This window comes from Thauera aromatica K172 (genome assembly GCF_003030465.1).
GTDB lineage: Bacteria > Pseudomonadota > Gammaproteobacteria > Burkholderiales > Rhodocyclaceae > Thauera > Thauera aromatica.
This window is the reverse complement of the sequence record NZ_CP028339.1, coordinates 1,130,301-1,151,367: the sequence shown is the minus strand read 5'-3', so window position 1 is coordinate 1,151,367 and position 21,067 is coordinate 1,130,301. Positions and strand designations below refer to the sequence as shown.

23 protein-coding genes and 1 tRNA gene are annotated in these 21,067 nt (G+C 67.6%); 13 read left to right on the top strand and 11 right to left on the bottom strand.

The genetic code is table 11. The features are described 5' to 3' along the window. Positions 1 to 130 precede the first annotated feature (130 nt). Both Tharo_RS05545 and Tharo_RS05540 read left to right on the top strand, forming a co-directional pair. Complete coding sequence (locus tag Tharo_RS05545; RefSeq protein ID WP_107220339.1) at positions 131 to 1,030, top strand: LysR family transcriptional regulator; 900 nt, start codon at positions 131 to 133, stop codon at positions 1,028 to 1,030. A gap of 120 nt (positions 1,031 to 1,150) precedes the next feature. Beyond that, on the top strand, positions 1,151 to 1,981 hold the full coding sequence (locus Tharo_RS05540) for a DODA-type extradiol aromatic ring-opening family dioxygenase (protein ID WP_211309660.1): 831 nt from the start codon (positions 1,151 to 1,153) through the stop codon (positions 1,979 to 1,981). 102 nt (positions 1,982 to 2,083) lie between these two features. Here Tharo_RS05540 and Tharo_RS05535 read toward each other — a convergent pair whose 3' ends face one another. Continuing rightward, complete coding sequence (locus tag Tharo_RS05535) at positions 2,084 to 3,403, bottom strand: hypothetical protein (protein WP_245881007.1); 1,320 nt, start codon at positions 3,401 to 3,403, stop codon at positions 2,084 to 2,086. 294 nt (positions 3,404 to 3,697) lie between these two features. Between Tharo_RS05535 and Tharo_RS05530 the strand changes: the two genes are divergently transcribed. Both Tharo_RS05530 and Tharo_RS05525 read left to right on the top strand, forming a co-directional pair. Beyond that, a complete protein-coding gene (locus Tharo_RS05530; protein ID WP_107220337.1) occupies positions 3,698 to 5,161 on the top strand; it encodes a permease in 1,464 nt (487 codons plus the stop codon). Positions 5,162 to 5,163: 2 nt separating this feature from the next. Beyond that, entirely contained in the window at positions 5,164 to 5,403 is a 240-nt protein-coding gene (locus tag Tharo_RS05525; protein ID WP_107220336.1) for a thioredoxin family protein, read from the top strand. A gap of 111 nt (positions 5,404 to 5,514) precedes the next feature. On the opposite strand, the gene Tharo_RS05520 is transcribed toward Tharo_RS05525, so the two are convergent. Continuing rightward, positions 5,515 to 6,918, bottom strand: a complete 1,404-nt coding sequence (locus tag Tharo_RS05520) for an alkaline phosphatase D family protein (protein WP_245881006.1) — start codon at positions 6,916 to 6,918, stop codon at positions 5,515 to 5,517. A 40-nt stretch (positions 6,919 to 6,958) separates the two neighbouring features. After that, complete coding sequence (locus Tharo_RS05515; protein ID WP_107220335.1) at positions 6,959 to 7,207, bottom strand: hypothetical protein; 249 nt, start codon at positions 7,205 to 7,207, stop codon at positions 6,959 to 6,961. A gap of 258 nt (positions 7,208 to 7,465) precedes the next feature. On the opposite strand from Tharo_RS05515, the gene Tharo_RS05510 reads away from it, so the two are divergent. Together Tharo_RS05510 and Tharo_RS05505 are read left to right on the top strand one after the other, a co-directional pair. Next, positions 7,466 to 7,666, top strand: coding sequence for a type II toxin-antitoxin system VapB family antitoxin (locus Tharo_RS05510; RefSeq protein ID WP_107220334.1), 201 nt, complete (start codon positions 7,466 to 7,468; stop codon positions 7,664 to 7,666). Next, positions 7,663 to 8,034 carry a type II toxin-antitoxin system VapC family toxin gene (locus Tharo_RS05505; protein WP_107220333.1) on the top strand — a complete coding sequence of 124 codons (372 nt, stop codon included), beginning with the start codon at positions 7,663 to 7,665 and terminating at the stop codon, positions 8,032 to 8,034. The genes Tharo_RS05510 and Tharo_RS05505 overlap by 4 nt, the downstream gene beginning before the upstream one ends. A 218-nt stretch (positions 8,035 to 8,252) precedes the next feature. Here Tharo_RS05505 and Tharo_RS05500 read toward each other — a convergent pair. Together Tharo_RS05500 and Tharo_RS05495 are read right to left on the bottom strand one after the other, a co-directional pair. Beyond that, positions 8,253 to 8,345, bottom strand: a tRNA-Ser gene (locus Tharo_RS05500). A gap of 62 nt (positions 8,346 to 8,407) precedes the next feature. Continuing rightward, positions 8,408 to 9,634 (bottom strand): aspartate kinase, encoded by a 1,227-nt coding sequence (locus tag Tharo_RS05495; protein ID WP_107220332.1) that lies wholly within the window; start codon positions 9,632 to 9,634, stop codon positions 8,408 to 8,410. Positions 9,635 to 9,892: 258 nt separating this feature from the next. Here Tharo_RS05495 and Tharo_RS05490 point away from each other — a divergent pair, with 258 nt between their 5' ends. Beyond that, positions 9,893 to 10,186 (top strand): helix-turn-helix domain-containing protein, encoded by a 294-nt coding sequence (locus Tharo_RS05490; RefSeq protein ID WP_075149583.1) that lies wholly within the window; start codon positions 9,893 to 9,895, stop codon positions 10,184 to 10,186. A 15-nt stretch (positions 10,187 to 10,201) separates the two neighbouring features. Here Tharo_RS05490 and Tharo_RS05485 read toward each other — a convergent pair whose 3' ends face one another. Further along, positions 10,202 to 11,080, bottom strand: coding sequence for a radical SAM protein (locus tag Tharo_RS05485; RefSeq protein WP_107220331.1), 879 nt, complete (start codon positions 11,078 to 11,080; stop codon positions 10,202 to 10,204). A gap of 87 nt (positions 11,081 to 11,167) precedes the next feature. Between Tharo_RS05485 and queD the strand changes: the two genes are divergently transcribed. Continuing rightward, positions 11,168 to 11,611: a 6-carboxytetrahydropterin synthase QueD gene (gene queD, locus Tharo_RS05480; protein WP_107220330.1), complete on the top strand. Its 444-nt coding sequence runs from the start codon at positions 11,168 to 11,170 to the stop codon at positions 11,609 to 11,611. 143 nt (positions 11,612 to 11,754) lie between these two features. Here queD and Tharo_RS05475 read toward each other — a convergent pair whose 3' ends face one another. From Tharo_RS05475 to purN, 4 genes are read right to left on the bottom strand one after another with little or no spacing between them, the layout of a single operon-like run. Then, complete coding sequence (locus Tharo_RS05475; RefSeq protein WP_425444945.1) at positions 11,755 to 12,354, bottom strand: phospholipase D family nuclease; 600 nt, start codon at positions 12,352 to 12,354, stop codon at positions 11,755 to 11,757. Beyond that, positions 12,347 to 13,645 (bottom strand): RsmB/NOP family class I SAM-dependent RNA methyltransferase, encoded by a 1,299-nt coding sequence (locus tag Tharo_RS05470; RefSeq protein WP_107220329.1) that lies wholly within the window; start codon positions 13,643 to 13,645, stop codon positions 12,347 to 12,349. The genes Tharo_RS05475 and Tharo_RS05470 overlap by 8 nt, the downstream gene beginning before the upstream one ends. 13 nt (positions 13,646 to 13,658) lie before the next feature. Then, a complete protein-coding gene (locus Tharo_RS05465) occupies positions 13,659 to 14,420 on the bottom strand; it encodes a DUF3108 domain-containing protein (RefSeq protein WP_107220328.1) in 762 nt (253 codons plus the stop codon). Beyond that, positions 14,420 to 15,076: a phosphoribosylglycinamide formyltransferase gene (gene purN, locus Tharo_RS05460; RefSeq protein ID WP_107220327.1), complete on the bottom strand. Its 657-nt coding sequence runs from the start codon at positions 15,074 to 15,076 to the stop codon at positions 14,420 to 14,422. The genes Tharo_RS05465 and purN overlap by 1 nt, the downstream gene beginning before the upstream one ends. Positions 15,077 to 15,227: 151 nt before the next feature. Here purN and mutL point away from each other — a divergent pair, with 151 nt between their 5' ends. After that, positions 15,228 to 17,141 (top strand): DNA mismatch repair endonuclease MutL, encoded by a 1,914-nt coding sequence (gene mutL, locus Tharo_RS05455; RefSeq protein WP_107220326.1) that lies wholly within the window; start codon positions 15,228 to 15,230, stop codon positions 17,139 to 17,141. 19 nt (positions 17,142 to 17,160) lie between these two features. Here mutL and Tharo_RS05450 read toward each other — a convergent pair whose 3' ends face one another. Then, positions 17,161 to 17,706, bottom strand: a complete 546-nt coding sequence (locus Tharo_RS05450) for a YqaA family protein (protein WP_245881005.1) — start codon at positions 17,704 to 17,706, stop codon at positions 17,161 to 17,163. 391 nt (positions 17,707 to 18,097) lie between these two features. Between Tharo_RS05450 and Tharo_RS05445 the strand changes: the two genes are divergently transcribed. From Tharo_RS05445 to Tharo_RS05430, 4 genes are all read left to right on the top strand, one after another. Continuing rightward, the gene (locus Tharo_RS05445) at positions 18,098 to 18,793 is read left to right on the top strand and encodes a hypothetical protein (protein ID WP_159051662.1); all 696 of its coding nucleotides are present in this window, start codon (positions 18,098 to 18,100) and stop codon (positions 18,791 to 18,793) included. A gap of 3 nt (positions 18,794 to 18,796) precedes the next feature. Further along, positions 18,797 to 19,363 carry a FlgO family outer membrane protein gene (locus Tharo_RS05440; RefSeq protein WP_107220323.1) on the top strand — a complete coding sequence of 189 codons (567 nt, stop codon included), beginning with the start codon at positions 18,797 to 18,799 and terminating at the stop codon, positions 19,361 to 19,363. A gap of 87 nt (positions 19,364 to 19,450) precedes the next feature. Then, the gene (gene miaA / locus Tharo_RS05435; protein ID WP_107220322.1) at positions 19,451 to 20,446 is read left to right on the top strand and encodes a tRNA (adenosine(37)-N6)-dimethylallyltransferase MiaA; all 996 of its coding nucleotides are present in this window, start codon (positions 19,451 to 19,453) and stop codon (positions 20,444 to 20,446) included. 45 nt (positions 20,447 to 20,491) lie between these two features. Further along, a complete protein-coding gene (locus Tharo_RS05430; RefSeq protein WP_107220321.1) occupies positions 20,492 to 21,037 on the top strand; it encodes a DUF1415 domain-containing protein in 546 nt (181 codons plus the stop codon). The last annotated feature ends 30 nt before the right edge of the window (positions 21,038 to 21,067 follow it).

Below are 21,067 nucleotides of genomic sequence, written 5' to 3'. Positions count from 1 at the left end.
AACCGGGCAGAACATATCTCACTTCAAGCATGACCTGCCTGCCCCGACACCTCCCGCGCTTCCCGCACAGGCCGCCCCCCCAGCCGGCCGCAGGCAGGATCGGTTTCCGGCAATCCTATCGCCTAACGTCATGGACCTGAAACAGCTCGCTTATTTCGTCCGGGTCGCCGAACTCGGCAGCTTCACCCGCGCCTCGATCGCGCTCGACATCGCCCAGCCCGCGCTCAGCCGCCAAGTGCGCCTGCTCGAAGTCGAGCTGCACCAGAACCTGCTGGTCCGCAACGGTCGCGGCGTCACCCTCACCGAAGCCGGCAGCGTGCTGCTCGAACACAGCCGCGGCGTGCTGCACCAGATCGAACGTCTGCGCGAAGAGTTGTCGCGGGTGCGCGGCGCCCTCTCCGGCCGGGTTGCGCTCGGCATGCCGCCCAGCCTGTCGAAGCGGGTCGCGGTACCGGTCACGCGTGCGTTTCGCCAACGCCTGCCCGAGGCGGCGCTGTCGATCATCGAGGGGCTCTCGGTCACCATGCAGGAATCCCTGGTCTCCGGCCGCCTCGACATCGCGCTGGTGTATAACGCGACCCCCTCTCCCGACGTGGACCTGATCCCGCTGCTCGACGAAGCGCTGTACCTGATTCAACGCAGCGACGACCCCGCCGCCGGCGAGCCGATCACGCTGAAGGATCTCGCCCGCCAGCCCCTCGTGATTCCGAGCCGGCCCAACTCGATCCGCATGCTGGTCGAGACCGAACTGGGCAAACTCGGCCTCCACCCGGAGATCACGCTCGAGATCGACGGCGTGCCCACCATCCTCGATCTGGTCGCCGACGGTGCCGGCCGCGCCGTGCTGACCCGGAATGCCGTCCTCACCGCCGCCACCCCGTCCCTGTTCGCCACCCGCCCGATCGTTTCACCGCAGCTGCAGTCCAGGCTGTCCCTCGCGCTCAGTTCCCGCCGCCCCAGCACCGGCACGCAGCGGGCGATGCTGAATCTGCTCGAAGAGCTCATCCCGCAGCTGCTGACCACGCGCTGAGCGAGCCCCCCGGAGCGCTCGCCCGCCGGCCAGAAAGTGAAAACCGTATTCGGCGGAGAATCTTTTGAAACGATCCAGACGATACTGTCTCCACACAATTTGACCCCGCGGAGCCTGACCATGACCGCCACCGGCAATCCCCCCATCAGCACTCCCCGCATGCCCTCCCTGTTCGTGCCCCATGGCGCCGGACCCTGCTTCTTCATGGACTGGAACCCGCCCGACGCGTGGCACGCCATGGCGGCGTTCCTCGAAAACGTGGCGAACACCCTGCCCGCGCGCCCGTCGGCCATCGTGCTGGTCTCGGCCCACTGGCTGGAACCGGCCTTCAGCGTCGGCAGCGGCGCGCAGCCGGAGCTGATCTACGACTACTACGGCTTTCCGCCGCACACCTACGAGCTGCGCTATCCGGCGCCCGGCGCGCCGCAGCTGGCGGCACGCATTGCCGCCCTGCTCGGCCAGGCGCAGCTGCCGGCACGCCAGGACGACGCACGCGGCTTCGATCACGGCATGTTCATTCCGCTGAAGCTGATGTTCCCCGCCGCCGACGTCCCGGTGGTGCAACTGTCGCTGCGCCACGACCTCGACCCGCAGGCGCACCTGGATGCCGGCCGCGCGCTGGCCTCGCTGCGCGATGAAGGCGTGCTGATCGTCGGCAGCGGCATGAGCTTCCACAACATGCGCGGCTACGGCGACCCGCGCTTCGGGCCGATTTCCGATACGTTCGACCGCTGGCTGGTGGAGACGGTCGAGTCCGCAGCGCTGCAGCGCGAGCACGCCCTGGCCGCCTGGGAACAGGCGCCGTCGGCCCGGCTGTGCCACCCGCCGCGCGCCGAGGAGCATCTGCTGCCGCTGATGGTGGTTGCCGGCGCGGCGCGCGAGGCTGGCGGCCGATGCGTCTTTAGCGACCGGGTGATGGAAACCACGTTGTCGGCCTTTCGATTCGACTGACTTTCGGGGGGATCGGGGCTGCCGCCGCCCTGCCCTGCCCCCCTGCCCTGCCCCATTGGCGAGCTGCTGCAGAAAGTCCGCCCAGACCTGCTGCAGCTGGAATCATCCGGCAAGATCGTTCGCACGGGTCACGAACACCGGCGCGAACCCCCCGCCCGGCGTCCGGAAATTGGTCGTCTGTCCCTTGTACAGCCGCGCCGCGACCAGACGGATCGAGCCGGCATACGCATAGACACGGACATCGAGCTTCAGATCGCTGCTCTGCCCATCGATCGCGACCCGCCGTTCCGAGGGAAGGGCAAGGCTTTGCGCCACGTAGCCGCCGGCGAGGATCTCCTGCCAGACGCGCTGCGTGAGCTTGTCGCCGCGGTAGGTCGCACGGCTGCCGAAGCCGGCGAAGGGTTTGAAGAACAGGCCGCGCCGTGCGGCCCACAAGGCCTCTGCCCGTTCCGGGGTGACGGCCACCGTGCGGGGGACCCCCGCGCGCAAGCGCTCGATATGGGACGGTGCAACGCCCAGTCCGGCAAGCTGCGCGGCATCGCTCAAGAGCGTGAGATTGCGCTTGTCCGCAAGCAGCGCGTGCGCGCGCGGGTGTGGGGTCAGCACCACCGCGCCAGCCTCGTAGGCGGCGCGCAGGGGCGCCAGCGCCGGAGCCTGCAGGTAGAAGTCGGTCAGGCGGCTGTAGACCAGATCGATCGGCGCGCCGGCGTGCACCAGGCGCCCCGAATCGAACGTCAACTCGGCGGGGTCGCAGATCACGGCGTCGATGCCGGCACTGCGGAACAGGTGGCGAAAGAGCAGGAACTCGGGGTAGAGATACTGCGCCGTGGGATGTTCGTCGACGATCGCCACGCGGGCGGGCCGGCCGCTTCGCCCCTGCAGCGCCCATTCGGCGAGGAAGTCGTCCAGCCAGTGGCGGTCGAGCGCATCGAGCGCCGCCGTAGGCCGAAGGAAGGGCTGGATCTGCTCGCAACAGGCCTTTTGTGCGCGCGCCAGGGCACCGTTGAGCATGGCCCCGCCGGCGTTGGTGTTGACCTCGATGAGCTGCGGGCCGGCTTCGCCCAGGTGGAAGTCAAAGCCCATGAATACCGACTTCGGCCCCAGGTCGATGCGGGCAATCGGCGGGGCCCGATCGAGTGCGATCGCCTGGTATGCGGGCAGCGCCAGGACCGATTCGACCGCCGCGATGATGTCTGCCATGACCAGGAGCGTTTCGGGTGCGATGAACACGGCGGTCGCGGAGAACAGGTGCGGCCGGCTGCGGCCGATCTCGGCGGCGAGACCGAGCAGGCTCGGCTCGGCTTCGAGTTGCCGGCGCAGGCGTTCGGGGTCGAGACTGCGGCACTCGCAGTCCCGGTTGATCGCCGCAGCCACGTCGTGTGCGCTGGCGTGCCGGGTAAAGCTGTAATCGACCGAGTCCATGTCCATTTTCGTATGATCTCACCTCGAACCGAGGCCCGCCATCGGCCCATCGCCCCGATGGTGGTGTTCGGCTCCTGGGCACGGAACAACGTGCCTGCCAAGTCCAGTTCGATGAGGATGGGAAGGTCTGCTGTTCCGTGCCGCGCCCATCGCCCGGCTGACCCTGCATCCTTTTCCTCACTTCGACGTTTTCATGGGTAAGCCTGCTTGGCGGCGGCGGATCGGGCGATTCGGCTTCGTCTGCGGGTCGAGTCGAGCGGATGTTAGGTTGCAGGACTTCTTGGAGTAGGTGTCATGGACATGGTGCTTTCCTGGGGGGAGTCCATCCTGTACGGCGGCCTGGGTAACCTTGCTGCCTATCTCGCGGCCCATGTGCTGCTGTGCCTGCTGCCCGCCTTCTTCATCGCCGGCGCAATGTCGGCGCTGATTCCCAAGGAAACCGTTACCCGCTTCCTCGGTCGCAACTCGCGCAAGGCGGTGTCGTATCCGGCTGCGGCTGCCGCCGGGTCCTTGCTCGCGGTGTGCTCGTGCACCATCGTTCCGCTCTTCGCCGGCATCTACAAGAAGGGCGCCGGCCTCGGCCCGGCGATCACCTTCCTGTTCTTCGCGCCGGCGGCCAACATCCTGGCGCTGGTCTACACCGGCGGCATCATCGGCCCCGATCTTGCCCTCGCACGCTTTCTGCTCTCACTGACGTTCGGGATCGGGATCGGCCTGATCATGGCCTTGATCTTCCACCGCGACGACGCCGCGCACGACCGCGCCACCGACACGGCTTTCGGCGCGCAGGGCGCGGGGATGGGGCGGATGGCGCTGGTCTTCCTGTTCGTGTGGGTGGCATTGCTGCTGGCGGGGACGCTCAAGCTCAATGTACTGACCAGTACCTACCTCAGTTTCGAGCTGCCGTTCGCCGATGCGCAAGGCTGGCAGGCCGCGCTCGACCGCTTGGTGCCCTACGACGCCGCCAGGGGCGAAGAGGGTGTGTCGCTGCAGGGCGTGGTGCTGATCGGGCTGCTCGGCGCGATCGGCTTCGCTGCCTGGCGCGGGCTGGAGAATATCGTCGAGGGCAGCAATGCGTGGACCTGGATCAGCCTGACGCTGATCGCAGCGACGCTGCTGGTGGCCGCACTGGCGGTGCAGCCGGTGGAAGGCGGGCTGCGCATCGGCGTAACGGGCAAGTTCTTCAGCGTTGGCGCGGCTTTGGCCGCGCTGCACTTCATCGTTCGCCATCGCCTGAGCGAAGACGAACTGCGCGACTGGCTGTGGGAGTCCTGGCGCTTCGTCAAGCAGATTTTCCCGCTGCTGGTGGTGGGCGTGTTCATCGTCGGCATGATCCGCGTGCTGATCCGCCCGGAATGGATCCAGATCCTGGCCGGCAGCAACTCGCTCACCGGCAACCTGGCTGGCGTGGTGTTCGGGGTGTTCATGTACTTCCCGACCCTGGTCGAGGTGCCGATCGCGAAGATGTTTCTCGAACTCGGCATGCATCGTGGCCCGCTGCTCGCTTACCTGATGTCCGACCCCGAGCTGTCGCTGCAGAGCATCCTGATCATCTCGGCGATCATCGGCCGCAAGAAGACCTTCACCTACGTCGGCCTGGTCGCGCTCTTCAGCGCCGCGGCCGGCCTCATCTACGGCGCCTGGATCGATGGCGCCTCGCTGCTCATGCTCGCGCTCTACCTGGCGGGCTTCATCGCGCTGCTGGCGGCGCTGCTGTCGGTCACCCGCCGCCGTGCGTCTTCACTGAAAGGAGTCTGATCATGCTCGAAATCAAGGTGCTCGGCCCCGGCTGCGCCAATTGCCGGAAGCTGGAAGAACTCGTACGCGAAGCCGTCGCCGCCACCGGCAGGGAAGCCGAAATCCTCAAAGTCACCGACATGGACGAGATCCTCGCCCACGATGTGCTCAAGACTCCGGGGCTGGTGATCGGCGGAAAGCTGGTGTCGTCGGGGCGGATTCCGACGACGGCAACGATTGCGGAGTGGATCCGGGCGGCCTGAAGTCTCCGGATTCGAACCGTCGAGCAGCGATCTCTGCGCGGCAAAAGACCATGGCAGGCTGGGAATCTGCACGAATCGGGTTCTCGGCTGTTTGTGCAAGATCCGGTGCGCTCACCGCGTGCGCAGCCGCGCGGCCGGAAATTCCGCCTCCCACAGGTGCGTGCCCGCGGCGTCCCACGCGGCGACGCGGAGCACGCGCGCGCCGGCCGGCCCGGAGAACTGCAGGGTGCAGAAGTTGCGCTGCGTGACCAGGGTCCCGGGGACCTCGCGCACCGGGAAGGGACGGGGATGCACACGCGCAGTCAGCGGTGAGCAGGTCAGCTCGGTGAGCGGGTAGGTGCCGGGGCGCTCGCGCTCGGTCAGGTGGGTGTAGTGGATGTCGCCGGAGACGAAGAACACGCCGTCGATGCGCTCCGCCGCGAGCCAGTCGAGGAAGGCCTGGCGTTCCGCCGGGAAGTTGTGCCAGCCCTCGCCGCCGCGCTGCTCCGGCGACGGACGGTCGCTGAGCATGCGGCTGCCGTTGGTGAGCAGCTTGAAGCTGGCACGCGAGTTGCGCAGCGCGCCCTTGAGCCATTCGAGCTGCGCTGCGCCGAGCATCGTCCGTGCCGGGTCGGTGCCGGCGTCGTCGTCGCGATGGTAGCGGTCGTCGAGCAGGAACAGCTCGACATCGCCGAGCGGGACCCGGGTGAAGGTGCCGGCCACGCCGGGCAGTCCATAACCGGGATTCGCCCAGTAGTCCTGGAACAGGGCCAGCGCCATGGCCTTGAGCGCGAAGTCGCGGTTTGCGTTGTCGGGGCCGTAGTCGTGGTCGTCCCAGATGGCGACGTGCTGGCCGGTGCGCAGCAGCCGCTGCAGCGGCGCGAAGCGGCGCGTGGCCGCCCAGCGCCGGTGCATCCGCGCGGCGGCCTGGTCCGCCGGCGCGAAGTCGTCGTCGCGGTAGTAGATGCTGTCGCCCAGCCACAGCATCAGGTCGGGCCGCCGCGCGGCGACGGTATCGAAGATCTCGAAGCCGGCGCCGAAGGAGTCCGGCGTGAGCACGTAAGGCGGGTCGGGGACGTAGTTGCACGAGCCGGTGGCGATGAGCAGCTCGCGAGGCGCGGCAGGGTCCGCCGGCGCGGTGGTGAAGGCGGGCGGCTCGCCGAGCTCGACCGGATTCCCGTCGAGCAGCACGCGGTAGGTGTAGCGGGTGGCGGCCTGCAGACCGTCGAGATCGACGCGCGCGGTGTGGCCGCGCTCCGGGCCGGCGGCAACCGGCGCACTACGACGCACCGCTCCGGGCTGCCCCTGCGGCCAGTACTCGAGCTGCACTTGCGCGGGGGCGTCGGTCATCAGCCACACGCCGACGCGCTCGGACGTCGCCGGCCCGGACATCGGGCCGCCGACCAGGTCGGCCGCACCGGCCGCGTGCAGCGCCAGCGGCAGCCAGGGCAGCGCCAGGCGGCACAGGGCGCGCCACGCGAAGCCGGGGCGCAGCGGCAGGAGGGGCGTGGAGGCGGTGATCTTGCTGGCCTTCATCGGCCTGCCGTATCGCCGGCAGGAAATCAGCTCGCCGCTATCACCCTTCCGCTTGCGAGTCGTTTTTTTGTGCATCCGCGCCGGACTTTTCTCGAGCGGCTTTGATGTCCGCTTCCATCTTCCTTTTGGCGAAAGCGACGGCGAGCCTGACCGCCACAATCATCACGCCCGCAACCACAATGAGGGAGAGCATTGAAGCTCGAGTGCCCTCTTGAGGCGTTGCGGCGACGGCCGCAGCACTCGAAAGGCACATGCAGGAACCGGCCAACACTGCCGCCACGTACTTCATGTAGAACCTCGTTCGTCGATCTCGTTGTTTCCCGCGTCATACGGCTACCCGCTTCCGGGCAGGTAGTGTCGCAGATCGTATCCCGTGTGGACCGACGGGGGCGAGCGCAAGGCCGCGGCAAGCCTCGACATGAACGGCAGGAAGCATGTCGCTACAGCCCCTCCCGAGCATCAGGGTTCCCATCCTCCAGGCTGAAAGACACGGATAAGCGCATCAAGTGATGCTAAGATCGATTCAAGTCACTTCATGGAGCCCATCATGCGCACCACCCTCGCACTCGACGACGAGTTGCTGGCCAAGGCTCAGGCACTGACCGGACTGACCGAGAAATCCACCTTGGTAAAGGAAGCCCTGCGCGCGCTGATCCAGCGCGAAAGCGCCCGGCGCCTCGCCCTGTTGGGCGGCTCGGAGCCTCAACTGAACGACATCCCGCGGCGGCAGCCGGAACCTGCGGCATGATCCTCGTCGATACGTCGATCTGGATCGACCACCTGCGTGGCTCGGATCAACACCTCTCTGCGCTTCTGGCAGAGGGGCGGGTGGTGATGCATCCGCATGTGCTGGGCGAAGTCGCACTCGGCAACCTGAAAAACCGTACCGCCGTGCTGGGTGCGATGAGCGATCTCCCGCAGGCGGTGGCGGCAACGGACGACGAGGTGCTGCACTTCATCGAAGCGCAGGGGCTTTTCGGGCTGGGTATCGGTTACATGGATGCGCATTTGCTCGCCGCCGTGATGCTGGCGCCCGGAACAAGGCTGTGGACGCGCGACCGGCGCCTGAGCACCGCAAGTGCTCGCCTCGGTCTGGCCTATGCGCTCGCCCACTGATTCGCGCAGCGGGATTCCGATGACGCGCACTGACATCGGGCAAGCCCTCGAAGACGAGATCTGCCGCACCCTTCGGCAAGCGCAGGACAGGTCCGTCGAAAGTGTGAGCGGATTTCCGGCGACGCGACAGCGGGTTCCAGAATGACTACTTCACTGCTGGGCCGGCAGAAACGAAAAACCCGCAAAGCCAGTAGCCATGCGGGTTTTAGCGTTTTCTTTGGCGGAGACGGAGGGATTCGAACCCTCGATACCGTTTTTGACGGTATGCTCCCTTAGCAGGGGAGTGCCTTCGACCTCTCGGCCACGTCTCCATCAGGAAGGCGCGATCATAGCGAGTTCGTGCCTTCCGGTCAAACAGGATTGAGTGCGTTTATCAGGCTGCGGTATCGAGGCCGAAAGCCTTGTGCAGCACGCGCACGGCGAGTTCCAGGTATTTCTCTTCGATCGCCACCGAGATCTTGATTTCGGAAGTCGAAATCATCTGGATATTGATGCCTTCCTCGGCCAGGGTACGGAACATCTGCGAGGCCACGCCCGGATGGGAGCGCATGCCGACGCCGACGATCGACACCTTGCACATCGTGCTGTCGCTCTCGATCGCGCGCGCGCCGATATGCGCCTTGACGCCTTCGAGCACTTTTTGCGCCTTGGCCAGGTCGCCGCGTGCGACGGTGAAGGAAAAGTCGGTGGTGCCGTCATGGCCGACGTTCTGGATGATCATATCGACGTCGATGTTGGCATCGGCGACCGGCCCCAGGATCTGGTAGGCGATGCCCGGCTTGTCGGGCACACCGGTCACGGTGAGCTTGGCTTCGTCACGGGAGAAGGCGATGCCGGAGATGACGGGCTGTTCCATGTTCTTGTCTTCCTCAACGGTGATGAGCGTGCCCTCGCCTCCATCTTCGAAACTGGAGAGGACGCGCAGCTTGACCTTGTACTTGCCGGCGAATTCCACCGAGCGGATCTGCAGGACCTTCGAGCCGAGGCTGGCCATTTCCAGCATTTCCTCGAAAGTGATGGTATCGAGCTTGCGGGCTTCGGGAACGATGCGCGGGTCTGTGGTGTAGACACCGTCCACATCGGTATAGATCTGGCACTCGTCGGCTTTCAGCGCAGCGGCGAGCGCCACCCCGGTGGTATCCGAGCCGCCGCGGCCGAGGGTGGTGATGCTGCCGTGCTCGTCCACGCCCTGGAAACCAGCGACGACGACGACCTTGCCGCCATCCAGGTCCTTGCGGATCGGCGCGTCCTCGATGTTCAGGATGCGCGCCTTGGTATGCAGCGAATCGGTCAGGATCTTCACCTGGCCGCCGGTATAACTCTTCGCCGCCACCCCGATGTCCTCGAGCGCCATGCACAGCAGGCCGATCGTGACCTGCTCGCCGGTAGACACCACGACGTCCAGTTCGCGCGGGCTGGGATTGGACGCCACCTCCTTGGTGAGCGCGATCAGCCGGTTCGTTTCACCGCTCATCGCCGACACCACCACCACCACCTGGTGCCCTTCCGCGCGGAACTTCGCGATCTTGCGCGCGACGTTCCTGATGCGCTCGGGGTTGCCCACCGAGGTGCCGCCGTACTTCTGAACTATCAGTGCCATTGTCGTATCCAAGTGCCAGTGGATAAAGCAGGGGATTCTAGCGAAAGGCGGAAACTTTTGCTCGACCTCGGAAACTACGCTTGCGCAGGTTATTTTTTGCAAGTTTCATTAAAACCGCCAAAATCGATATTGTATGTTGAGCGAATAGTGATCTATACTTCATACGCCCTATGACTTAAGTCATAGGAAAAACGTAGCGGCTGTGCGGATAAAGCCTGCCCCCCAAGGCATCGCCGGCGCAAACATGAGGAAACGATGATGAAAGCTACCGAAAAACTGGACGTCCGCGAAATCCGCCGGAAGCTGGGTCTGAATCAGTCCCAGTTCTGGTCGAAGATCGGCGTCACCCAAAGCGGCGGATCCCGCTACGAAAGCGGCCGCAACATCCCCCGCCCGGTACAGGCGCTGCTTCGCCTGGTCCACGTCGAACAGATCGACATCAACAAGGTCAAGCGCGACGATGTCGAAGTTGCAGAATATCTCAAGACGACGAACCCGGAACTGTACAAGACACTAAAGAAGGAGGCGCGCAGCAAGCGCAAGGAGCGCTGAGCGCATGCCGGCGCATCAGGGGCTGACGCGAACCGTCAGCCCTTTTTTTTCGATCCGGTCCCCGATCGCTTCCAGCTCGGCCGCACTCAGCGGCGCCAGATGCACCGCCTCCGGCTGCATCGACGGGCGGGCGATGCCGTACAGCAGCACACCCTCCAGCCTATCGATACCGGCCGCCTCGAGCAGCGCGAGGTAGTCGTCGATCTCCCCGGTCGTGGGGGCCGCGCCGTTCCAGCGGAACATGCAGGTTTGCACCCAGGTGGGGCACAACTGCGCACAGCACGCCAGGTTGCGTGCGACCGCAGCCGGCTCCAGCCGCACCCCGTTGATGCGCTCGATCGCCGCCGCGCTGCCGCCATCGACCTTGAACCACACCTCGCCCCCTGCCTGCGCGAGCCGGCGCACGCCCTCCTGCACTCGGGCCTGCGCCATCAGGCTGCCGTTGGTAATCAGCCGCAGCGGCACCGCCGCACTGGCGAGGCCGAACGCCTCCCGCACGCGCGCCACCCGGTCCACCGCCTCCGCAAACTCCACCGCGCTGGTCGGCTCGCCGTTGCCGGAAAAGGCGATGTCACGGATCACCCGTGCGCCTTCGGGAACGAAGCGCTCCATCCAGTCGCCATGGAGCAGGTCATCGATGAAACCGTGCAGTTCGTCTTCCAGCCGGGCGAGATCGATCGCCGGCGCCTTGCCGCGCACCAGTCCGGGCACCTGGCAGTAAGCGCAGTGCCAGTTGCAGGCGTTGTTCGGATTCAGGTTGATCCCGATCGAGACCCCGCCGGCCCGTCGCGACAACACCGGATAGACGTAGGTCAGCCCGGCCAGATCGCGGTCATGGTTGCGGACGCTGAGCCTGCCGGCCCTCGCCCCCTCTCCGGAAACAGAAGAATTCATCGCTCGCTCAAAGACTTGCAAAACCGCTCCGGGCCAGACCGGAAACGGCCGGTGATATAATCCGCCGCCCAGTTCACGAGAGTCGCCATGCGCATCACCCGCCGCCTCGAATTCGACGCCGGACACCGGATTCCCGATCATGCCAGCCAGTGCCGCCACCTCCACGGCCACCGCTACGCGCTCGAAGTCACCCTCTCGGGCGAAATCATCGAGGCCGACGGCCTGCCGGTCAACGGCATGGTAATGGACTTCGCCGACGTCAAGCGCATCGCCAACGCGCTGGTGGTCGAGCGCTGGGACCATGCTTTCCTCGTCTACCGCCAGGACTGCAAGGTCCTCGACTTTCTCGCCTCGCTACCCGGACACAAGACCGTGGTGCTCGACGTCGTTCCCACCGCGGAGAACCTGGCGGCCGAAGCCTTCCGCATCCTCGACCCTGCGTACCACGACAGCTACGGCAACCATCTGCGCCTCGAACGCGTGCGCCTGTACGAAACGCCGAACTGCTGGGCCGACGCCCTCCGCAGCTGAATCCGGCGCGACAGCGCCTCACCGGTCAGCGCACTCGGGGGCCGGCGTCCACTCGGGGGCCAGCGTCACCTCCGCACGCAGTCAGCGCCGCCCCACGGCAGCGCTGCTCGCCACCCCGGTTACCTGGTCATTTCCGCGCGCGGTCAGCGCCGCCACGGCAGCGACTTCACCGGCGTCGCCTCGGCGCGGTGGCGCCGCCAGTTGTCACGGTAGGCGCGGGCGAGCGCGCAATGGTCGCGCAGCACCAGCAGGTTTTCGGCATTACGCTCGCGCGCCGACCAGGTGAAGTTGTAGGAACCGGTCAGCACCGCACACCCCGGCCCTTCCGCATCGGCGATCAGCACCTTGTTGTGGGCCGCGGCGTACTGGGTCTCGAACGCCACCGGCACCCCGGCGGCGAGCAGGCGCGGAATCGCCTTGCCCTTGCCCTGCCGGTTCATCTTCGCGTCGGCCAGCACCTCGACCTTCACTCCGCGGCGATGGGCCGCGACCATGGCGTCGGCGACCGGCTGGCTGGTGAACACGTAGGCCTGCACCTCGAGGCTGTGCCGGGCGCGGCGGATGACGTCGAGGACGAGCTTCTCGGCCTCGTCACCGGGCACGAACGCGAGTTCGATCTCGCCGCGCGCGGCAAAGCGCTGGCTCGCCTGAAGACCGGCGCTGGCCGCCACCGCCAGCAGTGCGCACAGCCCCCTCGCCGCCAGTGCCAAGCCGGCGATGCGTGCGCCGCGCGCCTCAGGCACCGCCGGCGCGCTCCATCACCGCGGCGAAAAAACCGTCGGTGTCATGGACCTGCGGCAGCAGGCGCAGACGCTCGCCGGTCTCGAGTGCGACGCCCTGCCTGGACAGGATGTCCTGCGCCGAGCACACGCGAAACTCCGGATGGGCGGCAAGGAAGGCGTCGACCACGCCGTCGTTTTCTTCCGCGAGCAGGCTGCAGGTCGCATACACCAGGCGCCCGCCGGGACGCACCAGGCGCGCGGCAGCAGCGAGGATGGCGCCTTGCTTGGCGGTCATTTCGGCGACCGCGGCCGGCGACTGGCGCCACTTCAGGTCGGGATTGCGGCGCAGCGTGCCCAGCCCGGTGCACGGCGCATCGACCAGCACGCGGTCGGCCTTGCCCGCCAGACGCTTGACCTTGGCGTCGTTCTCGTGCGCGATCAGCACCGGATGCACATTCGACAGCCCGGCGCGCGCCATCCGCGGCTTGAGCTTGGCCAGGCGCTTGTCGGACACGTCGAAGGCGTACAGCCGCCCGCTCGAGCGCATCATCGCTCCCAGCTGCAAGGTCTTGCCGCCGGCACCGGCGCAGAAATCGACCACCAGCTCGCCGCGCCGGGGCTGCACCAGCAGGCCGAGCAGCTGGCTGCCTTCATCCTGCACTTCGAAGCTGCCGTCGACGAACAGGGGGTGCTTTTGCAGCGCCGGCTTGCCCGCCAGGCGGATTGCCTGCGGCGACAGCCGCCCCGCGCTCGCACCGATTCCATCGGCCTGGAAACGGGCGAGCACCGCGTCGCGGTCGGCTTTGAGCAGGTTCACCCGCAGATCGAGCGGCGCCGCACGGTTGAGCCCGTGGGCGAGCGCCAGCAGCTCGTCCTCGCTCATCTGCGCGAGCAGGCGCTCGGCCAGCCAGTCGGGCAGATCGGCGCGCTCGGCGAGCGACATCGCGCCCGGCTCGGCCGCTTTCAGCGTCGCCACCCAGTCGCGCTCGGTCGCGCTCGCCAGGCCTTCGAAGTTCCGCATCGGCCAGCCTTCACCGCGCGCCAGCCAGGCCAGCAGCAGCATGCGCGGGGTCGCCTCGTCGCCGGCCAGCCGGCGCAGCCAGCGCAGCCGGCGCAGCACGCCGTAGATCGACTCGGCGATGAAGCCACGGTCGCGATGACCGAGTTCACGATTGTCGCGAAAGTGGCGTGACAGCACCGCGTCGGCCGGGTGTTCGAAAGTCAGCACCGCACCCAGCGCCTGGGTGGCGTGAATGAAGAGCGGGCGGGAAACGGCCCCTTCGGGCGCCTTGGTCTTGGTCGGTCGGTTCATATATCCGGTGTGCTCAGTTCTTGTTCGAATTCTTGTTCGCTCGGGCCGCCTCGCCGGCGGGACCGAACTCGATCCGTGCCGCGCGCTGGTCGAGCACCGCGCCCTTCTCATCCTCGATGCGGATGCGCACCGGCAGCAGCCCGTGCTCCCGCGACAGCCAGATGCCGATGTCGAGCCCCCCATCCGCAGCGTAGGCTCTCATGCGCACGGCCGCGACACGGCCGATCGGCAGTTCCAGCACTTCCTCGCCGAGCACTTCCAGCGTCGCCTGCTTGAGGCTCTTGCTCGTCGCTACCGCCACGGTGGCGCTCTTGCCCGAGCGCGCGACGCGACGCGCCTGGTGCCACAGGCTGAGCAGATCCTGATCACCGGGGCGGATCTCGCCCGAGCGCCGCTCGGTGCCGTCACGGCGGATGCTGACCCGGCCCGCTATCCAGTCAAAGTGGGCGCTTTCGGGCTTGCGCCCGCGCTGCTCGACGCTGAAGCGCTCGGGGCGCAGGCCGTGACGGTCGATGGCGCCGGTGCTGCGCTGCTCGTACTGGAGCCCGAACAAGCCCGCCAGCCCGCTCGCCTCCAGATTCAGCCGCAGCTCGTAGCGGGTCTCGCCGATATGCCACTGATGCAGCGCTTCGCCCACCTTGAAGCCGCGTTCACCGTAATGCACGTCGAAACCGATGCTGCCCGCCGCCGGCGGTTCGGCAGTTGCGGCCCGGACCTGCAGCGGCAGCACCGCCGCGCCGATCAGGAGCAAGCCCGCCAGCGCGCGCCGCAGCATCAGTCCGCCTCCCCGGTCTCGAGCGGCGGCACCGTGCACCCGACCTCATCGAGGCGCACACCGCGCACCCGGACCCGGCCCCGGTCGTCGATCGCCAGCCGGCCGTCGACGAACCAGCGCACCGCCTGCGGGTAGATCCGGTGCTCCTGCGCCAGCACGCGCGCCGCCAGCGTCGCCTCGTCGTCGTCCGGCAGCACCGGCACCGCCGCCTGGATGACGATCGGACCGCAGTCGAGCGCCGCGGTGACGAAATGCACGGTCGCACCATGCACGCGCACGCCGGTCTCGATCGCCTGGCGGTGGGTATGCAGGCCCGGGAAGGCGGGCAGCAGCGAGGGGTGGATGTTGAGCAGGCGCCCTTCGTAGCGCTGCACGAAAGCCGGGGTCAGCAGGCGCATGAAGCCGGCAAGCACCACCAGGTCGGGGGCATGGGTGTCGATGCAGGCCGCCAGCGCGGCATCGAAGTCCGTGCGCTCGGCATGGGCGGTGTGATCGACCACCGCGGTGGCGATGCCATGCGCCTGGGCGAAGGCCAGACCGCCGGCCGCAGGCCGGTTGCTGATCACCGCGGCGATGCGGGCGCCGGGGATCCTGGCGCGCACGATCGCTTCCATGTTGCTGCCGCGGCCGGAAATGAGGATGACGATGGATTTCATGGGAAGGCGAGGAGGGAAAAGGGCGGGACAGGACCGGGCCGCATTGTAGACGGCGGACCGGTGTGCATCGGAAAAAGTTCACCGCCGCCGCGCGACGCAAAGCGGTTTTCGGCCCCTTGTATAATGTGCCGTTCCGCCCCGGCCCCGCCCCATGTCCCGCATCCATCCCCTGCCCGACCTGCTCGTCAACCAGATCGCCGCCGGCGAAGTCGTCGACCGCCCCGCGTCGGTGCTCAAGGAAGTGCTGGAAAACGCCGTCGACGCCGGAGCGCGCGCGATCGAGGTCCAGCTCGAACAGGGCGGCGTACGCCGCATCCGCGTCACCGACGACGGCTGCGGCATCGAGCGCGACGACCTCGCCCTCGCTCTCGAACGCCACGCCACCAGCAAGATCGCCAGCCTCGACGACCTCGAACACGTCGCCACCATGGGCTTTCGCGGCGAGGCACTGGCGGCGATCGCCGCAGTGGCGCGCACCACCCTCACCAGCCGCGCCGAAGGCGCCGCCCACGCCTGGCGCATCGATGGCGACGAGCGCAGCCTGGCACCGGCGGCGCTCAACCAGGGCACCGTGGTGGACGTCGCCGATCTGTATTACAACACTCCGGCACGACGCAAGTTTCTCAAGCGCGAAGCCACCGAGTACGCCCATTGCGACGACATGTTCCGCCGCGTCGCCCTGGCACGGCCCGAGATCGGCCTGCAGCTGTCGCACAACGGCCGCGTCATCCACCGCCTGCCCCCTGGCTCCGTCGCCGCGCGGGTGGCGGCGCTGATGGGCGACGACTTCCTCCAGCATGCGCGCGAAGTGACGGCCGATGCCGGCCCACTGCGCCTCACCGGCTTCGCCTCGCTGCCGGCCTACTCCCGCAGTAGCCGCGACGCGCAGTATTTCTTTGTCAATAGCCGCTTCGTCCGCGACAAGCTGCTGACCCATGCGGTGCGCGAAGCCTATGCCGACATCCTGCACGGCAGCCGCCACCCGGCCTACGCGCTGTTCCTCGACATCGATCCTGCCGGGGTGGATGTCAACGTCCATCCGGCGAAGATCGAGGTGCGCTTTCGCGAAGCACGCGCGGTGCATCAGTTCGTCTATCACGCGCTCGAGCGCACGCTGGCGGAATCCGGTGCGGGGTTCGCCATCCCCCCGCAAGGCCGCGCCCGAGCGGACGGAGCACAGGCCGACGGCGGGCCGGCCGCGGAAACCCCCGCGGCCTCGCCGCCGCCCACCACCCGTCCGCCGGTGCACGCCTGGCCAGCGGTCGCCGCGCAGCAGGGCCGGCTGGCGATGGAGCCGTCCAGCCGCGCATACTTCGATTTCGCCGCCGGCGCCCGCCCTGCGCCCCCCATCGGGCTGCCCGAAAACGCGACCGCGGCAGCCGCCGGTACCGGCGCCCGATCCGGCGGCACCGCGGAAAACCCGCGGGACGGCGAATGGCGCAGCACCGGAAGCACGCCCCCGTCCTCGCTCGCGAGCGACGGCTCGCCCCCGCTCGGCTTCGCCCTCGCCCAGCTGCACGGCATCTACATCCTCGCCCAGAACAGCGCCGGCCTGGTGCTGGTGGACATGCATGCGGCCCACGAGCGCATCCTCTACGAGAAGCTCAAGACCGTGCTCGACGGCCGCCCGGCGGTGCAACGCCTGCTGATCCCGGCGGTCTTCTCGGTGGACGCGAAGGACCTTGCCGCCGCCGACGAGTGCAGCGAAGTGCTCTCCGCCATGGGGTTCGACGTTGGCGCCGCCGGCCCGCAGGAGTTGGCGGTGCGCAGCGTCCCGGCCTTGCTCGCCTCGGCCCCGGTCGCCGAGCTGATGCGCCAGCTGCTGCAGGAACTGCGCGAATACCCCGCCACCGAAGTGGTCGCCGCACGCCGCAACGCGTTGCTCGCCACCATGGCCTGCCATGGCGCGGTGCGCGCCAACCGCCAGCTCACCCTCCCCGAGATGAACGCCCTGCTGCGCGACATGGAAGCGACCGAACGCGCCGACCAGTGCAACCACGGTCGTCCGACCTGGACCCAACTGAGCCTCGCCGAGCTCGACCGCTTCTTCATGCGCGGTCAGTAAAAACCGCCGCCCTCCCGGCTCAAGCCCGGTAAAGGAGCACTCCGACCACCACCGCCCCGACCGTCGCCCAGCCCAGGCGATCGACGTACTTGCGCAGCACCGCTTCCATCCGCGCTCCGCCCCAGGCCATCAGCCCGGCTACCAGGAAGAAGCGCGCCCCACGGCCGATCAGCGATGCCAGCGTAAACGGCATCAGCGCCATCGAGGCCACCCCTGCGGCGATCGTGAACACCTTGTACGGAATCGGCGAAAACCCGGCGACGAAGATCGCCCAGAACCCCCAGGCCTCGAACCACGCCGCGGCCTGCGTGTAGGCCCCCCAGTACGCGCTCGTGCGCAGCCAGGGCTCGATTGCATCGAAGGCGTAGTGGCCGATCAGATAGCCGAACAGCCCGCCGGCGACCGAGGTCAAGGTGGTCAGCAGCGCAAACCACCACGCCCGGCGCGGGCTGGCCAGGCTCATCGGCGCCAGCATCACATCCGGCGGGATCGGAAAGAAGGACGACTCGGCAAAACTCAAGCCGCCGAGGAACCACGGCGCGCGCCGGTGCCTCGACCAGGTCATCGCACGCTCGTACAACGGCGAAAAAATCTTCACGTTCCCCCCGGAACCATAAGCAAGAAAAGTACCGCAGCACCGCGGACGGCAATGATAACCGCTGCATCGCCGCCGCATGCGTGCCCCGGAACGTTTTCCCCAGGCGGCGTGGGAAGCCGTCTGGACAAGCTGTGGATAAGCATCGCAAGCCATTGTTATTGTATTGAAATACGCCGCCGCCTCATTTTTAGGCATCCCCCCCGCACCGCACCGGTCCTTCACCGGCCGCAGCCTGAATTGAGCGCGACGGCGTTTTCTGCTAGTTTCGGCCGGCTTCGCCAATATGCCGTTTCACCTTTCCTGCAGGCACTCGTCATTTCCCGGAGGGCGGCGGGTGATCTCCTTCAAATCGAGCTCCATGATGAAAAGCCTCGCCGCTGCCGCGGCCACGATCCTGGCGGCAACTGCCTGCAGCACCCCGTATTCGCCGACACCGCTGGCCACCAACTTCGCAACGGACAAGCAGCACAAACTGCAGGCGGCCGCGCACTGGACCACCATCGCCCACGATGTCGCAACGCGACTCTCTTCCAGACTGCCGAGGAGTGCGCCCCTGTTCATCGTTCCTCCGGAGAATCCGTCCGCATTCGAGCGCGCGTTCAACGCCCAACTGGTCACGACACTCGTGGACGCCGGCCATCTGGTAACGCGGGTCCACGAAGGCGGACTGCAGGTGGAGCTCGACACCCAGGCCGTTCCGTTCGCCGCCGACCGGCAACAGTACCGCCACGCCGGCAAGGCCACCGCCCTCGGCGCCGGAGTCTGGGTGCTGTACGACATCGTCGAACACGCCCCCTCGGGCGCCGGCCAGGCCGCCCTGCTGGCCCTGGGCGCCGCCGATGCCCTCGCCTGGTCGGAATCCGAATTCGCCGCCGGTGCCACCCCATCAATGGAAATCATCGTCACCGCCAGCGTCACCAGTGCCACCCACTATCTTGCACGCAGCACCAGCGTCTATTACGTCGCCGATTCCGACCAGCGCCTTTACCTGAAGCCGCTTCCGCAGGAAGTGTTGCGCCCGGTCATCAAGACCTTCCAGGTCGAAGGAGACTGAAGGATGTTCAGGCATCGCACACCCGCTGTCGCACTGGCCGGGATCATCGCCCTGAGCGCCGGAGGGTGCACCACCCAGGCCAAGACCGTACGCAAGGAGCCGACCTACCAGCAGGCCGCGGCCAACCCGCTGATTCCCGCGAACTACGCCGCAGCCGCAACGCTGCTGGCACAGTTGCAGAATCGTCTGGCGAGTGGCTCCCCGTTGATCATCGCCACGGTCGTCAATATCGACGCCCTCAACCGCTCATCCACCCTCGGCCGACTGATTTCCGAGCACGTTTCGGCGCGCTTTTCACAAGCCGGGCACCGGATGGTCGAGATGAAGTTCCGCAGCAGGGTCTACATGGCGCGCAACCAGGGCGAACTGATGCTGACCCGCGAAATCCATGACATTGCCAATTCGCACGATGCGCAGGCGGTGGTCGTCGGCACCTATGCACAGAGCAACGAACTGGTGTTCGTCAATCTGAAGGTGATTCAACCCGAGACCAACATCGTGCTGGCGGCGCACGACTACGCGCTCCCCCTCGATGCAATGACCAGCTCGATGTTGAGCACGAGTCCCTGAGCGCCCCCGGTTCGGCCAGCCGGGCGCGATTCGCCCCCGTCCCCCGCTTCTGGGGGATAATCGCCCGCCACCGACTCTTGCACCCCGATGCCCTCCGCCCGCGTGCCCCCCGACGCCCCTCCTTCCGGCCCCACTGCCGACCTGCCGCCCGCCCTGCTGCTGCTCGGCCCCACCGCCAGCGGCAAGACCGCGAGCGCGCTCGCGCTCGCCCGCCATCTGCCGGTGGAAATCGTCAGTGTCGATTCGGCGCTGGTGTATCGCGACATGGACATCGGCACCGCCAAGCCGAGCGCGGAAGAACGTGCGGCGTGCCGGCACCACCTGATCGACCTCATCTCGCCGGAAGAAAGCTACGGCGCCGCGCGCTTTCGTGACGACGCCATCGCGCTGATGCGGGCGATCGGCGCACGCGGGCGGATTCCGCTGCTCGCCGGCGGCACGATGCTGTACTTCAAGGCGCTGCGCGACGGGCTTTCCGACCTGCCCGCGGCCGACCCCGCGCTGCGCCGCGCGCTCGACGAGGAGGCCGCCGCCCGCGGCTGGCCGGCGCTGCATGCCGAGCTCGCCACGCTCGACCCCGAGGCCGCCGCCCGCCTCGCCCCCACCGACGCCCAGCGCATCCAGCGCGCCCTGGAGATCGTACGCCTCACCGGCCGCCCGCTCGCCGCCAGCTATGCGCAGGCCGAAGACGCCCCCCTGCCCTGCCGGCTGCTGCCGATCGCGCTCGCGCCTTCGAACCGCGCCGTGCTCCACGCCCGCATCGCCGCACGCTTCGACGCCATGCTCGACGCCGGCTTCATCGACGAAGTGCGCCGGCTGCGGACGAAATATCACCTCGACCCGGCCCTGCCGTCGATGCGCTGCGTCGGCTACCGCCAGGCCTGGGAATACCTCGACGGCGCAATCGATGCCGATGCGCTGCGCTTCAAGGGCATCGCCGCCACCCGCCAGCTCGCCAAGCGTCAGCTCACCTGGCAGCGCCAGTTCCGCGAGCGCTGGCCGGGGCTGATCGAGCTCGACTGCCTGCGCCCCGACCTGCCCGCCGCGGTGCTCGAGGCCGCACGCCGTCTGCTCGACGCCTGAGCCTTCCCCGCTCCTGCTTCCACCCACTCACCTTCCGAGGCCCCCATGGACGAACAGATCATCGCCGACATCGAACACTGGCTGGACGAAGTCGTCATCGGCCTCGACCTCTGCCCCTTCGCCGCCAAGCCGCGCCGGGAAAAACGCGTGCGCATCGCGGTCAGCCACGCCACCGACGAGGAAGCCCTGCTCAACGACCTGCAGGCCGAACTCGAGCACCTGTCCGACACCCCGGCGGCCGAGCTCGAAACCACCTTGCTCGCGATCCCCGCCATGCTCGAGGACTTCGCCGACTACAACGACTTCCTCGACGCGGTCGACCTCTGGGTCGAGCAGTTCGGCTGGGAGGGCGAGCTGCAGGTGGCGAGCTTCCACCCCCAGTACCAGTTCGCCGACACCGCGCCCGACGATCCGGGCAACCTCACCAACCGTTCACCGTGGCCGCTGCTGCATCTGCTGCGCGAGGACAGCCTGGAGCACGTCCTCGCCCATTACCCCGACATCGACACCATCCCCGAACGCAACATCCGGCGCATGGAAGGGCTCACCGCGGAAGACAAGCGCCGGCTCTTCCCCCACTTCTTCGGCTGAGCTCGGGCTGACCTCGGACTGACATTCGGC

Coding starts and splice junctions, on each gene's coding strand:
- queD (WP_107220330.1), top strand. CDS start 11,168: ATGCGCATCACCCGCCGCCTCGAATTCGACGCCGGACACCGGATTCCC.
- Tharo_RS05535 (WP_245881007.1), bottom strand. CDS start 3,403: ATGGACTCGGTCGATTACAGCTTTACCCGGCACGCCAGCGCACACGAC.
- Tharo_RS05510 (WP_107220334.1), top strand. CDS start 7,466: ATGCGCACCACCCTCGCACTCGACGACGAGTTGCTGGCCAAGGCTCAG.
- Tharo_RS05445 (WP_159051662.1), top strand. CDS start 18,098: ATGATGAAAAGCCTCGCCGCTGCCGCGGCCACGATCCTGGCGGCAACT.
- Tharo_RS05505 (WP_107220333.1), top strand. CDS start 7,663: ATGATCCTCGTCGATACGTCGATCTGGATCGACCACCTGCGTGGCTCG.
- purN (WP_107220327.1), bottom strand. CDS start 15,076: ATGAAATCCATCGTCATCCTCATTTCCGGCCGCGGCAGCAACATGGAA.
- Tharo_RS05470 (WP_107220329.1), bottom strand. CDS start 13,645: ATGAACCGACCGACCAAGACCAAGGCGCCCGAAGGGGCCGTTTCCCGC.
- Tharo_RS05525 (WP_107220336.1), top strand. CDS start 5,164: ATGCTCGAAATCAAGGTGCTCGGCCCCGGCTGCGCCAATTGCCGGAAG.
- Tharo_RS05530 (WP_107220337.1), top strand. CDS start 3,698: ATGGACATGGTGCTTTCCTGGGGGGAGTCCATCCTGTACGGCGGCCTG.
- miaA (WP_107220322.1), top strand. CDS start 19,451: ATGCCCTCCGCCCGCGTGCCCCCCGACGCCCCTCCTTCCGGCCCCACT.
- mutL (WP_107220326.1), top strand. CDS start 15,228: ATGTCCCGCATCCATCCCCTGCCCGACCTGCTCGTCAACCAGATCGCC.
- Tharo_RS05495 (WP_107220332.1), bottom strand. CDS start 9,634: ATGGCACTGATAGTTCAGAAGTACGGCGGCACCTCGGTGGGCAACCCC.
- Tharo_RS05545 (WP_107220339.1), top strand. CDS start 131: ATGGACCTGAAACAGCTCGCTTATTTCGTCCGGGTCGCCGAACTCGGC.
- Tharo_RS05490 (WP_075149583.1), top strand. CDS start 9,893: ATGAAAGCTACCGAAAAACTGGACGTCCGCGAAATCCGCCGGAAGCTG.
- Tharo_RS05485 (WP_107220331.1), bottom strand. CDS start 11,080: ATGAATTCTTCTGTTTCCGGAGAGGGGGCGAGGGCCGGCAGGCTCAGC.
- Tharo_RS05515 (WP_107220335.1), bottom strand. CDS start 7,207: ATGAAGTACGTGGCGGCAGTGTTGGCCGGTTCCTGCATGTGCCTTTCG.
- Tharo_RS05520 (WP_245881006.1), bottom strand. CDS start 6,918: ATGAAGGCCAGCAAGATCACCGCCTCCACGCCCCTCCTGCCGCTGCGC.
- Tharo_RS05440 (WP_107220323.1), top strand. CDS start 18,797: ATGTTCAGGCATCGCACACCCGCTGTCGCACTGGCCGGGATCATCGCC.
- Tharo_RS05540 (WP_211309660.1), top strand. CDS start 1,151: ATGACCGCCACCGGCAATCCCCCCATCAGCACTCCCCGCATGCCCTCC.
- Tharo_RS05450 (WP_245881005.1), bottom strand. CDS start 17,706: ATGACCTGGTCGAGGCACCGGCGCGCGCCGTGGTTCCTCGGCGGCTTG.
- Tharo_RS05430 (WP_107220321.1), top strand. CDS start 20,492: ATGGACGAACAGATCATCGCCGACATCGAACACTGGCTGGACGAAGTC.
- Tharo_RS05465 (WP_107220328.1), bottom strand. CDS start 14,420: ATGCTGCGGCGCGCGCTGGCGGGCTTGCTCCTGATCGGCGCGGCGGTG.